General features: G+C 42.3%; 13 protein-coding genes. 7 read left to right on the top strand and 6 right to left on the bottom strand.

Annotated elements, in window-relative coordinates; translation table 11 throughout:
* Positions 1-4: 4 nt before the first annotated feature.
* The 6 genes from NQ542_RS06780 to NQ542_RS06755 all read right to left on the bottom strand — a co-directional run bounded on the left by NQ542_RS06780 (position 5) and on the right by NQ542_RS06755 (position 4,003).
* A complete protein-coding gene (locus tag NQ542_RS06780; protein ID WP_005638586.1) occupies positions 5-730 on the bottom strand; it encodes a porin family protein in 726 nt (241 codons plus the stop codon).
* Between the two features lie 2 nt (positions 731-732).
* Positions 733-1,299, bottom strand: a complete 567-nt coding sequence (locus NQ542_RS06775) for a flavin reductase family protein (RefSeq protein ID WP_005638584.1) — start codon at positions 1,297-1,299, stop codon at positions 733-735.
* A gap of 75 nt (positions 1,300-1,374) precedes the next feature.
* Positions 1,375-1,839 (bottom strand): aspartate carbamoyltransferase regulatory subunit, encoded by a 465-nt coding sequence (gene pyrI, locus NQ542_RS06770; protein WP_005638582.1) that lies wholly within the window; start codon positions 1,837-1,839, stop codon positions 1,375-1,377.
* A gap of 56 nt (positions 1,840-1,895) precedes the next feature.
* Positions 1,896-2,816, bottom strand: a complete 921-nt coding sequence (pyrB, locus tag NQ542_RS06765) for an aspartate carbamoyltransferase (RefSeq protein ID WP_005638580.1) — start codon at positions 2,814-2,816, stop codon at positions 1,896-1,898.
* A 213-nt stretch (positions 2,817-3,029) separates the two neighbouring features.
* The gene (locus tag NQ542_RS06760; protein ID WP_121955727.1) at positions 3,030-3,356 is read right to left on the bottom strand and encodes a hypothetical protein; all 327 of its coding nucleotides are present in this window, start codon (positions 3,354-3,356) and stop codon (positions 3,030-3,032) included.
* Positions 3,357-3,367: 11 nt separating this feature from the next.
* The gene (locus NQ542_RS06755; protein WP_230199217.1) at positions 3,368-4,003 is read right to left on the bottom strand and encodes a leucine-rich repeat protein; all 636 of its coding nucleotides are present in this window, start codon (positions 4,001-4,003) and stop codon (positions 3,368-3,370) included.
* A 561-nt stretch (positions 4,004-4,564) separates the two neighbouring features.
* Between NQ542_RS06755 and NQ542_RS06750 the strand changes: the two genes are divergently transcribed.
* The 7 genes from NQ542_RS06750 to NQ542_RS06720 are packed head-to-tail and all read left to right on the top strand — an operon-like array spanning position 4,565 to position 13,820.
* Positions 4,565-6,106 carry a type I restriction-modification system subunit M gene (locus NQ542_RS06750; RefSeq protein WP_005638571.1) on the top strand — a complete coding sequence of 514 codons (1,542 nt, stop codon included), beginning with the start codon at positions 4,565-4,567 and terminating at the stop codon, positions 6,104-6,106.
* 44 nt (positions 6,107-6,150) lie between these two features.
* Positions 6,151-7,143, top strand: coding sequence for a site-specific tyrosine recombinase/integron integrase (gene xerA, locus NQ542_RS06745; protein WP_005638568.1), 993 nt, complete (start codon positions 6,151-6,153; stop codon positions 7,141-7,143).
* 1 nt (position 7,144) lies between these two features.
* A complete protein-coding gene (locus NQ542_RS06740; protein ID WP_005638565.1) occupies positions 7,145-7,891 on the top strand; it encodes a restriction endonuclease subunit S in 747 nt (248 codons plus the stop codon).
* Between the two features lie 10 nt (positions 7,892-7,901).
* Positions 7,902-9,095, top strand: coding sequence for a restriction endonuclease subunit S (locus tag NQ542_RS06735; protein WP_005638561.1), 1,194 nt, complete (start codon positions 7,902-7,904; stop codon positions 9,093-9,095).
* A 7-nt stretch (positions 9,096-9,102) separates the two neighbouring features.
* Complete coding sequence (locus NQ542_RS06730; protein ID WP_005638559.1) at positions 9,103-10,203, top strand: PDDEXK nuclease domain-containing protein; 1,101 nt, start codon at positions 9,103-9,105, stop codon at positions 10,201-10,203.
* Positions 10,204-10,213: 10 nt separating this feature from the next.
* Entirely contained in the window at positions 10,214-10,699 is a 486-nt protein-coding gene (locus NQ542_RS06725) for a restriction endonuclease subunit S (protein ID WP_005823429.1), read from the top strand.
* The gene (locus NQ542_RS06720; protein ID WP_005638554.1) at positions 10,692-13,820 is read left to right on the top strand and encodes a type I restriction endonuclease subunit R; all 3,129 of its coding nucleotides are present in this window, start codon (positions 10,692-10,694) and stop codon (positions 13,818-13,820) included. Before NQ542_RS06725 ends, NQ542_RS06720 begins: the two co-directional genes overlap by 8 nt.
* The last annotated feature ends 6 nt before the right edge of the window (positions 13,821-13,826 follow it).

The following is a 13,826-nucleotide window of genomic DNA, read 5'->3' as shown; positions in this document are numbered from 1 at the left end:
TGAATCAGAACAGGAAACCGAGTGAGAAACTCATTATGTTTGTTCGTTTTTCAATGTTGAGAGTCCCTTTCTGGTTGGCCTCGGTACCTATCTCACGGAAATCGGAAGCTACCTCGTTCAAACCGAATTCATAACTGAAGTCAAGAAACAGACGCCAGATACTGACTCCCAGCCCGGCGGCTATGCTGATGCCGAAAGGGGTATTGTCGTCTTCAAACTCGCGGGGTCTGTCTGTCATATCTGTACTGTAGCGCGTTTTGTAGTTGTATTTGATATTGGGGCCGAACATCATGCTTAATGCGTACGGACCTTCTTTTACCAGATAATAACCGATCATCACCGGAACTTCGAGCGTGGCGGACTTATAAGTAATCCGGTTCTTGCCGATAGGCATTTGGGTGTTTGTCCCGTCAGGCAGGCTGTTTTCTGTCTGTGGTATGTTGAAACGTATGTCACCTTCCGTATATTGCCATGCCAAGCTGGGTTGAATATAGAAACGATCGATATTGACTCGTGCAAACACAGCTGCTTGGTAACCTACCTTATATTGCAGACGTATGTCTTCCATCTCCTGATTGTCTATCGTCAACGATTTGACAATCGGGAGCGCGGCATTGACTCCAACTTTTCCTCCCCAGTTGAATGTCTTGTCTTCGATCTTGATAAACTTCTGGGCGTTGGCCGAGAAACAGAATGGAAGTATCAGCAATATAAGGTAAATTTTCTTCATGACTATTTTTTCTTTCTGACCGACCAGCCGAATTTACCGACAAAGTCGCCCAATCCGTAATATTTGCCATGTGAATAAGCCAGCAGGTCAGCACGCTGCATATCGAAAGCTCCCGTTTCCGGGTCCAGATATTTGTCGTCGGCCTGCACGTTTACCACATCGGCGATAAACATGTCATGGCTGCCTAATGCCATTACTTCTTTTACCCGGCATTCGATGCAGAGCGGGCATTCTTCGATGATTGGAGCATTTACGACTGAGGCTTTTCCTGGCGTCAGTTTCATCTCTTCGAACTTAGTATGATCTTTGCCGGAATTGACACCACACCAGTCTGTTGCGTATGCTAAAGAGCGGGTTGTCAGGTTAATCACAAATTCCATGTTCTTTTTCAAGATCGGGTAGGAGTGACGTTCCGGACGGACGGAGATATAACACATCGGTGGGTTAGTACATATCGTACCCACCCACGCGACAGTGATAATATTGTATTCTGAAGGCTCAGAGCCGCAACTAACCATTACTGCTGGCAGCGGATAGATCATCGTGCCGGGCTTCCAGTCGTGTTTCATGACAATTGATAATTGACAATGGGCAATTAAAAGACTGCGACAAATAATTGTCGATTGTCCATTGTCGATTGTTAATTATTTAACGATGATGTCTTCTTTATTAATCTTACGTTCGCAATAATGGCATCTGATCGTACCCTTTTCTTTGTCGATTACATCGAAACGAGTCGGCATTGGTTCATTATTGGTAATACATTTCGGATTGTTGCATTTTACGAGCCCTACCAGTTCGTCTGGTAAGGTAACGGTCTTTTTCTCCACCACTTCGTAATCGCGGATAATGTTCAGGATCACGTTTGGGGCGATCAGGGCGATGCGGTTGATCTCTTCGTCACAGAAGAACTTGTCGGAGATTTTGATCATGCCTTTACTGCCCATTTTATTGCTGTGGAAATTGTTGCCGATCGTAATCGTATTGTCCATGTTTTCCAGCCCCAGTAATTTGGCTACTTTAAACAACTGGCTGGGGGGAATATGATCAATGGCAGTACCGTTCTCTAAAGCGGCGACCTGCAATTCTTTTTTCTTTTCTGCTGACATAACTTTTGATAATTGAAAATTGATAATTGAAAGTTGAAAATCAGGAAACGGGATTCTTAATCTTCAACGGAAATGCCCAACACTTCGCAGATGATGGCTTGACGGGCGAACAGTCCGTTGCGTGCCTGCTGGATATAATAGGCTTTCGGATTATCGTCCACATCATAAGCGATTTCGTTCACGCGAGGCAGCGGATGCAGGATGCGCAAGTTCTCGCGACTGTTTTTCAGCATGTCATTCTTCAGTATATACACATTCTTTACACGTTCGTATTCTTCGAGGTCGGTGAAACGTTCGCGTTGTACACGAGTCATGTACAGAATATCCGTCTGGTTGATGATGTCTTCCGTAAATTCGGTATATTCGTTGTATTTGATGCCATGTTTGTCGCAGAAGTTTTTCTGTTCGTCCGGCATGCGGAGTTCGTTTGGTGCGATAAAGTTGAATGTCGGGTTGAAATGAGACATACCTACTATCAGTGAGTGTACGGTACGTCCGTATTTCAGGTCGCCTACCATTGTGATGTTGAGATCGGTCAGCTTGCCTTGTGTCTTTTGAATGGAATAGAGGTCCAGCATTGTCTGGGAGGGATGCTGGTTTGCTCCGTCACCGGCATTGATGATAGGCACGTCCGTAACCTCCGATGCATAACGGGCGGCGCCTTCCAAATGGTGGCGCATAATGATAAGATCGACGTAGTTGCTTACCATCAGGATGGTATCTTTCAGTGTTTCGCCTTTGGAGGAACTAGTCGTGGAAGCGTCGGAGAAACCGATCACACGGCCGCCCAACCGGTTCACCGCAGTTTCGAAACTCAGACGTGTGCGGGTGGAGGGTTCGAAGAACAAGGTCGCTGCAACTTTGCCTTCCAGTACCTTACGGTTCGGATTTGCTTCAAACTTCCTGGCGTTATCCAGAATACGAAGAATGTCCTCTTTGGAGCATTGATCGATAGAAACTAAACTTTTACTTTTCATTTATATGCTGTAATATGTTTATTATCTGATATTTATATATTTATGAATTGACTTCTATAAAATATTTGTAAAAAAGTTAGTCGTTTATTCATAGATATAACGTTTCTCGTTTGGCAAAGATAGTTTTTTTCTATACGCTGTCGCACGGCATGACTAAAAAAATATGCCGGGATTTTATTGCTACGAATTAAGAATAGCTGTGATTGTTTCTGGTTATTCATAAGCTTTCCCTATTCTTTTGCCAACAACAGCTCCTTGTTCAAACTTCGAGTTTTTTATATCGACGATCAATACTCCTTTTAGTCCAGATACACCTTCTTTTTTAGCTTCTTCAAGAAATTGCGAAGCAAGTGCGTCATATCCGGAAGCTGATTCAGCGTCAATGGCAATAATCAAATAGCCGTTATCGGTAACAACAGCCTTTTCGCAGGTGAATCCTGTGATGGTTTCGATGTATTTATCTGCACCAGTTACCTCTGTCTTGCTTTCTCCGCATGAAAAAGCAATGATTAGAATTAATGAAAATAGGATGTTTCTCATAATCATTTATTTTAGAGTATTGCTATCTTTTTTGTTTCATCATTGTATTTTACAATATAAAATCCAGATTGGAGTGGTATTGATACATTGTTTTTCACTGATGAACTAAATACTAATGTGCCGTTTATATTGTAGATTGAAACATGAGTATTTTGAACTGTTTCTAAAACAATATTTCTTCTAATAACTCTTATATTCACATTATTAAAGGAAACACATTCGTTGTCAACAGTGTTTTGGTTATATTCCTTAATGTTTTTGAATTCACTCCAATATTTTGATTCCCAGGCATATTTATTATACATTCCATTAGGAACAAATAATTTGCATTCAGTTTTGGTTCGTTCATCAAATGAGTCATCTTTGATTGAAAATGGAACTCCTGTACAATATATTTTATCTATATGACAACCTCTAAAAGCATCACTTTCTATATAATCCATTGATTCTGGGAATATGATTTCTTGTAAGTTTTTACAATTGTCAAATGAATGTTTTAATATAGCGCATTTGCTTTTTATAGTTAATTTATTAATTCCTATACATCCATAGAAAGAGTATGGCCCTATCCATGTTACAGAGTTTGGAATATCTATTTTATTTAGTTTTTCACACCCCCAAAATACCGAACCTGAAAATGTCGTTATTTGTTCAGGTAAAGTGATATCAGAAAGATTTGTACAGTTCTAGTATTTACAACCGATTGTTACTCAATATCTTGTATGTAATAAATCAGAAATATGGCCTTAATCTTTAATGGTACATTCTGAAGGGCGAATATTTAACGCTTTTATTAATTCTTAACTCTCTTGGAACTTCAATATAGGCTGTTCTTTCACATTCCAGTGCTATCTGCGCTCTATGTTCCACATTAATTGGGGCTCATTATACAAGCCTTCGCAAATATAGTATATTTATAGAATTTAGTGTGGTTTTCTGAAGTAATCTTACCAAAATACTAATGAGCAATCTTGAAATAAGCAGACACCAAACCTACATCGCAAAGTGTTTATATTTTGTGCATACATACACTTTTTTTGAATTATACAAGAAAATCCACGAAAAGGCATTACCTTTGTGACTGAAAAAGCAACTGCGCTAATGACCTGAAGAATAAGAATAAATAACATACGAAACTCCTTCGCTGTCTTATAGGCTTTGGTCTGCCTCGCAGGGATAGTGATGGAGTTTTACTTTTATATACGACCATGGCAAAAAAGGCAAAAACAAAAGATGTAGCAAAGAAGACCATCGAGCAAACTTTGTGGGATTCAGCAAACGAATTACGCGGCAACCTTGATGCTGCCGAATACAAAAGTGTAGTGCTCGGACTTGTATTCTTAAAATACATCAACGACTGCTTCAAAGTTAAGCACGATGAACTTGTAGCAGAGGGTGCCGGCTTTGAGGAAGACCCTGATGAATATATCGGTGACAACATCTTTTTTGTTCCTACAGATGCCCGTTGGGATAAAATCGTCAAGGCTTCGCTTACTGCTGAAATAGGAGTTGTCATTGATACAGCAATGGAAGCGTTGGAGCAGGAGAACAGGCAGCTTAAAAGCATTCTCCCGAAAAACTATGCCCGTCCAGAACTCGACAAACGCCGCTTGGGCAATGTAATTGATATTTTTGAAAACAACCTGCATTTCACAGGAACAGAAGCCCGTGATGTGCTCGGGCGTGTATATGAATACTTCCTTGGAGAGTTCGCTCGTGAAGAAGGTAAGAAAGGCGGTGAGTTCTACACTCCATCATGTGTTGTCCGCACCATTGTTGAGGTTATCCAACCCTACAAAGGAAAAATCTTTGACCCGGCTTGTGGTTCGGGAGGTATGTTTGTACAGAGTAGTAAGTTTATCGAACGTCACCGAGGTAATATCAACCAAATTTCTGTTTACGGGCAGGAACTCAACAGCAACACATGGAAATTGGCACAAATGAATCTTGCCATTTGTGGCATTGAGGCTAACTTTGGCGACAGCTTCGGCGATTCATTCCACGATGACAAACATCCGTTCCTCAAAGCGGATTTCGTCATGGCTAATCCACCGTTCAACATTTCCAAATGGGGCGGCGACCAACTGCGTGACGACCCTCGCTGGCAATATGGCATACCGCCGGAGGGCAACGCCAACTTTGCTTGGATGCAGCATATGCTTTATCACTTGGCGGACAACGGACGCATCGGATTAGTGCTTGCCAACGGCTCGCTTTCCTCACAGCAAGGCACAGAGGGCGAAATCCGCAAAAACATTGTCAATGCAGATTTGGTAGAGGGCATTGTAGCTATGCCGTCGCAGTTGTTTTATAATGTGCAGATACCTTGCTGCCTTTGGTTCTTGACGAAGAAAAAGGCTCAACCGGGCAAGACGCTTTTCATTGACGCTCGCAACATGGGCTATATGAAAGACCGTACACACCGTGAACTGTCGTGTGGTGAAGAAACCGAAGACCACGGTAATGACATCGGACGGATTGCAGAAACCTTTGAACAGTTCCGTGCCGGAACGCTGGAAACTGAAAAAGGCTTCTCTGCAATTGCAACCATTGAGGATATAGAAAAGCAAGACTTTATCCTTACTCCCGGTCGTTACGTTGGCATTGCGGAAGTGGAGGATGACGGTGAACCGTTCCAAGAGAAGATGGAGAGGCTTACTTCCGAACTGTCGGATTTGTTCGCCCAATCGCATACACTTGAAAATGAAATCCGCAAGCAGTTGGCAAGAATTGGCTTTACCGTTAAGTAAAAAACTTCTACTCTTCGTTATGTTCACCCAAAAATAACGAAGATATGAAAGAGAAATTAATCCAAGAAATCAGCACCGCAATGGCAGAAGTGTTAAGTTTTGAACAAGTAGCTCACCTTAATAGCGTATTGCTTCAGGTTGTAAGCCAGTACACTATTACCGAGGACGGCGAGACATTGCATGAAAATGCAGTGTCGAATGACCGTCTGCTTGACATCTTCTTGTCTGCAAAACAAGTGGAGGGCTGCACCACTCCGACTATCAAATACTATGGCTCTACCATTCGGCAGTTGTTCAAAAAGATGCCTAAAAAGGTAACAGATTACACCACCGAGGACATCAGGGCCTATCTTGCCGTGTTCCAGCGGAAGAACAAGTCAAGCCGTGTAACTATCGACAACATCCGCCGGATATTTTCTTCATTCTTTGCTTGGCTTGAAGAAGAAGATTACATCATCAAAAGCCCCGTCCGCAGAATACACAAGGTTAAGACCGGAACACAAGTAAAAGAGGTATTGAGCGATGAGAATATCGAACAGCTCCGTGACAGTTGCACCGAAATCCGCGACCTTGCCATCATTGACATATTGGCTTCCACTGGTATGCGTGTGGGCGAGTTGGTGAAACTTAACCGTGAGGACATCAACTTCAACGAGCGTGAATGTATTGTTTTCGGCAAAGGGAACAAGGAACGTATCGTTTACTTTAATGCCCGGGCAAAGATACATCTGCAACAATACTTGGCTTCTCGCAAAGACCGAAATAAGGCACTCTTTGTTTCATTGGCTAAGCCGCACAAGCGTTTGGGTATTTCGGGCGTGGAAACACGTCTGCGCAAACTTGGCCGCTCGGCTAAGATTGTACGTGTTCATCCTCATAAGTTCCGGCGCACATTGGCTACAATGGCTATCGACAAAGGTATGCCTGTCGAACAAGTGCAACGGTTGCTTGGTCATGTCAAGATTGACACGACCATGCACTATGCTATGGTTAATCAAAGCAACGTAAAACTCTCACACCGTAAATTCATAAATTAGCATGTGGTGTTGTTCGACATACGGCAGAAGAACATCATTTCCCAAAAATAAGCGTGGAAATGATAATTTAGAGCAGCAGGCACAGGCGTTGTTCAAGTCGTGGTTTGTGGATTTCGAGCCATTCAAGGACGGCGAATTTGTGGATTCGGAACTTGGAATGATACCAAAAGGTTGGAGGGTTGTTTGCTTGGGCGAAGTTACGAAACAAGTTACTGAGAAAGTTGGTAATCGAGAAGATGTAACCGTTCTTTCTCCTGTAAATTCAGGTGAATTGGTTCTATCAGAGGAATATTTCACAAAGCAAGTGTTTAGCAAAAACTTGTCGAAATATTTGATAGTTAATCCGTTGTCGTTTGCCTATAATCCAGCTCGTATCAACATCGGTTCTATTGGATTAAACGAATATGATTTTGTCGGCTGCGTTAGCCCGGTTTATGTTGTCTTTAAGTGTGAACCGAATTACCACTATTTCTTTGACTTTTATAAAAGGACTGCGGTATTTAAAGATGAGGTCGCATTAAGAGCTATTGGCGGTGTTAGACAATCATTGGGATATGACGATTTCTCTTTGATTAAAACAATATATCCAACACCTGATGTTGTAGCCGAATTTAATAACCTCTATCTGAAAATGAAGGAGGTTATAACGCGGAATGACATTCAAAATAACAAATTGACCACTTTGCGAGATTCACTTCTCCCAAAGCTGATGTCAGGTGAACTAAAAATCAATAATTTTAACCGCTAAATTCTCATTTATGGAACAGTGGAAAGAATACAAATTGTCAGATATACTAAGCATTGTCAGTGGCTTTGCCTATAAAGGGGAGTATCTTGGAAAAGGAGAGTCATTATTGCTTGGCATGGGCTGTGTGTCTTATTCTGAATTATTCCTTGAAAAAGGAATGCGCCCTTACGCAGGAGAATTTCCCGAAAGGTATTCGGTTGAAGCTGGTGATATAGTTTTAGCTACACGGCAACAATCCGACAATCTTCCAATTTTAGGTATGCCAGCTATCGTACCTCAAAAATTCAAGGGGAAGAAAATGGTTTTTGGCGCAAATCTCTATAAAGTTGTTCCCAAATCTCCTGAGTTTCCAATCGACTATATATATTGGCTTCTTAAAACCCCTGCCTACATTCGTCACATACGGTCGTGCCAAACAGGAACTACTGTTAGGATGATAACGAAAGCAAATATAGAAGACTATGCTTTCATGTGCCCTTGTAAGGAGCAACGTAATCAAATAAGCAAATTGCTCTGGGATATTGAAATGAAAATCGTGCTGAACCGCCGGATAAATGATAATTTAGAGCAGCAGGCGCAGGCATTGTTCGACCACTACTTTGACAGTGGAAGCATATATCTTGAAGATTCTATTATGGGATGTTTGACTGATATAGCCGTCTATCTAAACGGGTTGGCAATGCAGAAATTTCCGGCAACTGATATTGAACGAAGTTTACCAGTACTTAAAATAAAAGAATTGGGACAACGTAAATGCGATGATTGTAGCGACCGCTGTTCGGATTCCATAGATGCAGATTACATTATAGACAATGAGGATATTATATTCTCATGGTCTGGAACTCTTATGGTTGATGTTTGGTGTGGAGGTAAATGTGGATTAAACCAACATTTATTTAAAGTTACTCCGTTGAAAAACTATCCACGGTGGTTTGTTTATTATTGGACAAACCGTCATTTAAAGAAATTCAAACTCATTGCAAAAGATAAAGCTGTAACAATGGGGCATATAAGGCGTGGTGACCTTGAAAATGCAGAAGTTGCTATTCCTACAAATCTGAATATGTTGGAAATTAACGCTCGAATAAATCCGTTGTTTCAATCTATCATTGATAGACGATTGGAAATTACTAAATTAGAGAATATTCGCGATGCGCTTCTCCCGAAGCTGATGTCTGGCGAACTGACAATAAACGAAATATAATAAGGTTATGGATAAATCAATCGGCATATTAGATAAAGATTACACGCTATGGGTCAAGGAACTCGTAAAGCGTTATCGCAGTAGCCAAATCAAGGCGGCTGTAAAGGTAAACAATGAAATGCTCCGTTTTTATTGGGAGCTTGGCAAAGACATTGAGGAAAAGCAAGCGGACAACAAGTATGGCAGTAAGTTTTACGCCACATTGAGCCGTGACTTGCGCCATGAGTTACCCAATGTTGAAGGACTATCTGAAACCTCAATCCGCTACGCAAAACGCTTTTACTCGCTTTATAACCAACAGATTACAATTCTGCCACAACTTGTGGAAGAATCTAAAAAGGCAAATCTTCCACAGCTTGTGGAAAGATTGCAATCGGATTTATTCTCTGTACCTTGGGGGCATCATCGCTATATAATCGACAAATGCTCGGACGAGTCCGACAAGGCTCTGTTCTATGTCCGCCAGACTTTGGAAAATGGTTGGAGCAGGGATATGTTGCTCAATATGCTGGGAACAGACCTGTATGAACGCAGCGGCAAAGCGCAGACCAATTTCAAGAGTACACTTCTTAATACAGACAGTGATTTAGCGCAGGAAATAACACGTGACCCTTATAACTTCTCTTTTACTAAATTACGAGGAAAATACAACGAGCGTGCCCTTAAAGACGCATTGCTTACCAACATCACAAACTTTTTGCTGGAGCTTGGTACAGGCTTTGCTTATGTAGGCAAAGAGTATCGCTTGCAAATTGCTGAAAAAGAAAAATTTATCGATTTGCTCTTTTATAACCTAAAACTGTCCTGTTATGTGGTGGTAGAGGTTAAGATAGGCGAGTTTGACTTTGCCGATGTCGGGCAGTTAGGCGGTTATGTTGTGGCTTGCAATCACCTTCTCCGCAAAGAAGGGCGTGACAATCCTACGATAGGATTGCTTATTTGCAAACAAAAGAGCAACACTCTGGCTCAATATGCGCTTGAATCAAGCAGTCAGCCCCTCGGAATATCCGAATATGAGCTTGAAAAGCTATATCCCGAAAAGGTGGAAGGCACAATGCCGTCCATCAAGGAGATAGAAGCTAAATTAGATGGTCAAACCAATAGCTAAATTCTCATTTATGGAACAGTGGAAAGAATATAAATTAGGAGATATTTCCAATATGAAATATGGGAAACTACCTCCAAAGCAAAATAACGGTTCATATCCAATTTGGTCTGGATATAGAAATGTAGGATTTGCAACAACTTATAATTGTCGCAAAGGAACTATCATTGTGGTTGCTCGTGGCGTAGGTGGAACAGGCGATGTTAAAATTTCCAGCGAGGATTGTTTCCTAACGAATTTATCGATAGCAGTTGAATTGGATAATAAGATATGCGAGCCACTATATTTTTACTATAAATACAAATTATCAAATCTAAGGTATTTAGATACTGGTTCAGCTCAATCTCAAATTACTATTGATGATTTAAAGAGATTGTCATTAAAACTACCTCCTCTTGAAGAACAGAAACGTATTACGGAGATTCTTTCCTCTATTGATTATAAAATCGAGCTGAACCGCCGGATAAATGATAATTTAATGCCAACCTATTATGCCTAAGACGTTTCATTTCACAGAAGATTCATACGAACAAACGATAATCTCATTGTTCAAGGATATGGGCTATGAATACCATTATAGCCCGGAACTTGACGCAGATACCAGCAGGGAACTTACCGATTCCACCATACCGGGAGCATTGCGTAAGGCAATGTTGGCTATAAACGGAGCGGACAAAGTCGCCGCCGTGGATGAAGCCATCCGCAAAATCAGAGAACAATTCAGCCAACCTTTGGTAAGTGCAAACATAACCCTCACCGATTGGCTGCAAAATGGGCTGGATGTGACCTTCAAAACCGCTCAAGGCTCATTGCGTAGCGACCATATCAAGATAATCGACACAGACAATATCAACAACAATTCTTTTGTGGTTGCCAACCAATGGACGGTTACAAATGGCAAATCCACCAAACGTGCCGACATAGTGGTATTCATCAACGGACTGCCAATCTCCGTTGTTGAGTTGAAATCCCCTTCCCGTGAAGTGACGAACTCGGAGGAAGCCCACCAACAGTTGCAGAACTATATGCGCATTGTTCCGCAACTTTTCACTGCTTGCCAAATGCTCGTGATAAGTGATATGGCAGACACACGAGTAGGCACGATTACCGCACCGCTTGACCGATATATGGAATGGAAAACCACGGATGGAAGCTATGAAAGCACGGCGTTTGCCGACTTTGAAACATTCTTCAACGGCATATTTGAGAAGCATCGGGTCATTGATATAATTGCTAACTTTACCCTTACAATGGGTGGCGATAAGAAGATACGCATACTCGCTGGCTATCACCAGTATTTTGCCGTGAAGAAAGCCCTTGAATGTACCAAACAAGCCCTGCAACGCAATGATGGAAAAATCGGCGTATTCTGGCACACACAAGGTTCGGGCAAGAGCCTTTCGATGGTGTTCTATGCCCACCAACTCTTGAAAAATCTGCTTAGTGCGACCTTGCTTGTGCTAACCGACCGTCTTGACTTGAACGACCAACTGCACAGCACTTTTGCATCGTGCAGCGACTATTTGCGCCAAAAACCAATCAAAGCTACTGATGGCGAAAACCTCTATGAATTGCTCGAAAAGCGCAAGAGCCACGGGATAATCTTTGCCAATATCCAAAAGTTCAAAGACCGTGATAAGCTCATCACCAGCCGTTCGGATGTGATTGTGATTAGCGACGAAGCCCACCGCACACAATCAAACACCAAGACAAAGATTGATACACAAACTGGAGAACTGAAACTCGGCTTTGCGGCTATCGTGCGCAAACTCCTGCCCAATGCGGCTTTTATTGGCTTCACCGGTACGCCTATTGAACAAGACGACAACGACACGAGAGAGGTGTTTGGCAACTACATTGACATCTACGACATGACCCAAGCCGTGGAAGATGGTGCTACCGTGCCTGTCTATTACGAGAGTCGTTTGGTAAAATTGGATTTGGACGAGGACACGCTCAAATTGTTGGATGACGAGTATGATAAACTGGCGGAAGAAGGTGCTGACGAACAGGACATCAAACGTTCAAAGAGTGAAAATGCACGGCTACGCGCCTTGCTTTCAGCCCCACAAACCATCGACACACTTTGCAAGGACATCATAAATCACTATGAAAACAACCGTGCCGACTTGCTCACCGGAAAAGCCATGATAGTAGCGATTGACCGTGCTACTGGTATAGACATATATAAAAAGTTGATGGAGCTTCGTCCTCAATGGAAAGATATTATCTGCGTAGTTATGACGCAAGGAAACCAAGACCCTGTAGAATGGAACGACATCATTGGCTCTGCCGCACGTAAAGAAGAACTGGCTCGCCAGTTCAAAGATAACAATTCACCGCTAAAAATCGCTATCGTAGTCGATATGTGGCTCACAGGCTTTGATGTTCCATCGCTTGCCACAATGTATGTTTACAAGCCGATGAAAGGACATAATCTTATGCAGGCTATCGCCCGTGTAAACCGTGTGTTTCCCGAAAAGAGCGGCGGTTTAGTAGTGGACTACATCGGCATTGCCAAGGCTCTCAAAAAGGCCATGCACGACTATACAGGACGTGACAAGAAAAACTACGGCGACCCGAACATCAAGACAACCGCCTATCAACAGTTCGTCGCCGCACTCAAGCGTTGCCGGGAATGTATGAACGATTACGATTATTCCTCTTTTTCCGATTGTTCCAATCTGCAGCGTGCTAACCTCATTAGAGGTGGTGTGAACGTGTTGCTTGATAAGGATAACCTTGTCTCGTCCGAACCTACCACTCAAACTGATGAAAATGGTAACATTATTCTTGTGGATGCCGTTCCTGCCGAGGCGAGAAAAGTCTTTATGGAAGAAAGCAAACGCTTGTCACAGGCTGCTTCGCTTTGCCGCAGTTTGCTCACCCCTGCAGAACGTTTTGAAGAAGCATATTTTGAAGCTGTACGGACATTGCTCTTGCGCCTTTCGGGAAACAATAAAATTACCCGTAAAATTATAGACGAACGCATCACACAACTGTTGAAAGTTGCAATCAAGGCAGAGGGAATTGTGGAAATTCTCAATACAAAAGGCTCGGAATTTTCACTCTTTGATGAGAATTTCCTGAAAGAGATAGCCGAGATGAAAGAGAAGAATTTTGCTCTCGAATTGCTCAAACGGCTGCTTGAAGAACACATCAAGAAATATGCTAAAAAAAGAATGGTTGAAGCCGAGAAATTCAGTGAAATGCTTGATGCCCGGCTTGCTGAATACCTCCGTGGGCTTATCTCCAACGAGGAAGTGATTAAGGAGCTTCTCAAAATGGCGCAAGAACTGAAAGCCAATGCGGGACAAGCATCTGAATTGGGACTGACCGAGGAAGAACAGGCTTTCTATGATGCTTTGACAAAGCCGCAAGCCGTAAGAGATTTCTATGAAAACAGCCAACTTGTTGCTATGGCAAAAGAACTGACTGAAGCCCTGCGTAGTAGCAAGACCATTGATTGGCGACAGAAAGAATCAGCCCGTGCCAAGATGCGCTCTATGGTGAAGCGATTGTTGAAAAAGTACAAATACCCACCAGAGGAACAAGAGGCTGCTCTCGAAACCGTTATCCGGCAATGTGAACTTTATGCGGATTCGGATAACGAAAGTTAGCTATAA

This window comes from Parabacteroides merdae ATCC 43184, assembly GCF_025151215.1.
Classification (GTDB): Bacteria; Bacteroidota; Bacteroidia; order Bacteroidales; family Tannerellaceae; genus Parabacteroides; species Parabacteroides merdae.
The sequence above is the reverse complement of the archived record's forward strand: the minus strand, read 5'-3'. Positions and strand labels throughout refer to the sequence as shown.

Coding starts and splice junctions, on each gene's coding strand:
- NQ542_RS06780 (WP_005638586.1), bottom strand. CDS start 730: ATGAAGAAAATTTACCTTATATTGCTGATACTTCCATTCTGTTTCTCG.
- NQ542_RS06775 (WP_005638584.1), bottom strand. CDS start 1,299: ATGAAACACGACTGGAAGCCCGGCACGATGATCTATCCGCTGCCAGCA.
- pyrI (WP_005638582.1), bottom strand. CDS start 1,839: ATGTCAGCAGAAAAGAAAAAAGAATTGCAGGTCGCCGCTTTAGAGAAC.
- pyrB (WP_005638580.1), bottom strand. CDS start 2,816: ATGAAAAGTAAAAGTTTAGTTTCTATCGATCAATGCTCCAAAGAGGAC.
- NQ542_RS06760 (WP_121955727.1), bottom strand. CDS start 3,356: ATGAGAAACATCCTATTTTCATTAATTCTAATCATTGCTTTTTCATGC.
- NQ542_RS06750 (WP_005638571.1), top strand. CDS start 4,565: ATGGCAAAAAAGGCAAAAACAAAAGATGTAGCAAAGAAGACCATCGAG.
- xerA (WP_005638568.1), top strand. CDS start 6,151: ATGAAAGAGAAATTAATCCAAGAAATCAGCACCGCAATGGCAGAAGTG.
- NQ542_RS06740 (WP_005638565.1), top strand. CDS start 7,145: ATGTGGTGTTGTTCGACATACGGCAGAAGAACATCATTTCCCAAAAAT.
- NQ542_RS06735 (WP_005638561.1), top strand. CDS start 7,902: ATGGAACAGTGGAAAGAATACAAATTGTCAGATATACTAAGCATTGTC.
- NQ542_RS06730 (WP_005638559.1), top strand. CDS start 9,103: ATGGATAAATCAATCGGCATATTAGATAAAGATTACACGCTATGGGTC.
- NQ542_RS06725 (WP_005823429.1), top strand. CDS start 10,214: ATGGAACAGTGGAAAGAATATAAATTAGGAGATATTTCCAATATGAAA.
- NQ542_RS06720 (WP_005638554.1), top strand. CDS start 10,692: ATGCCTAAGACGTTTCATTTCACAGAAGATTCATACGAACAAACGATA.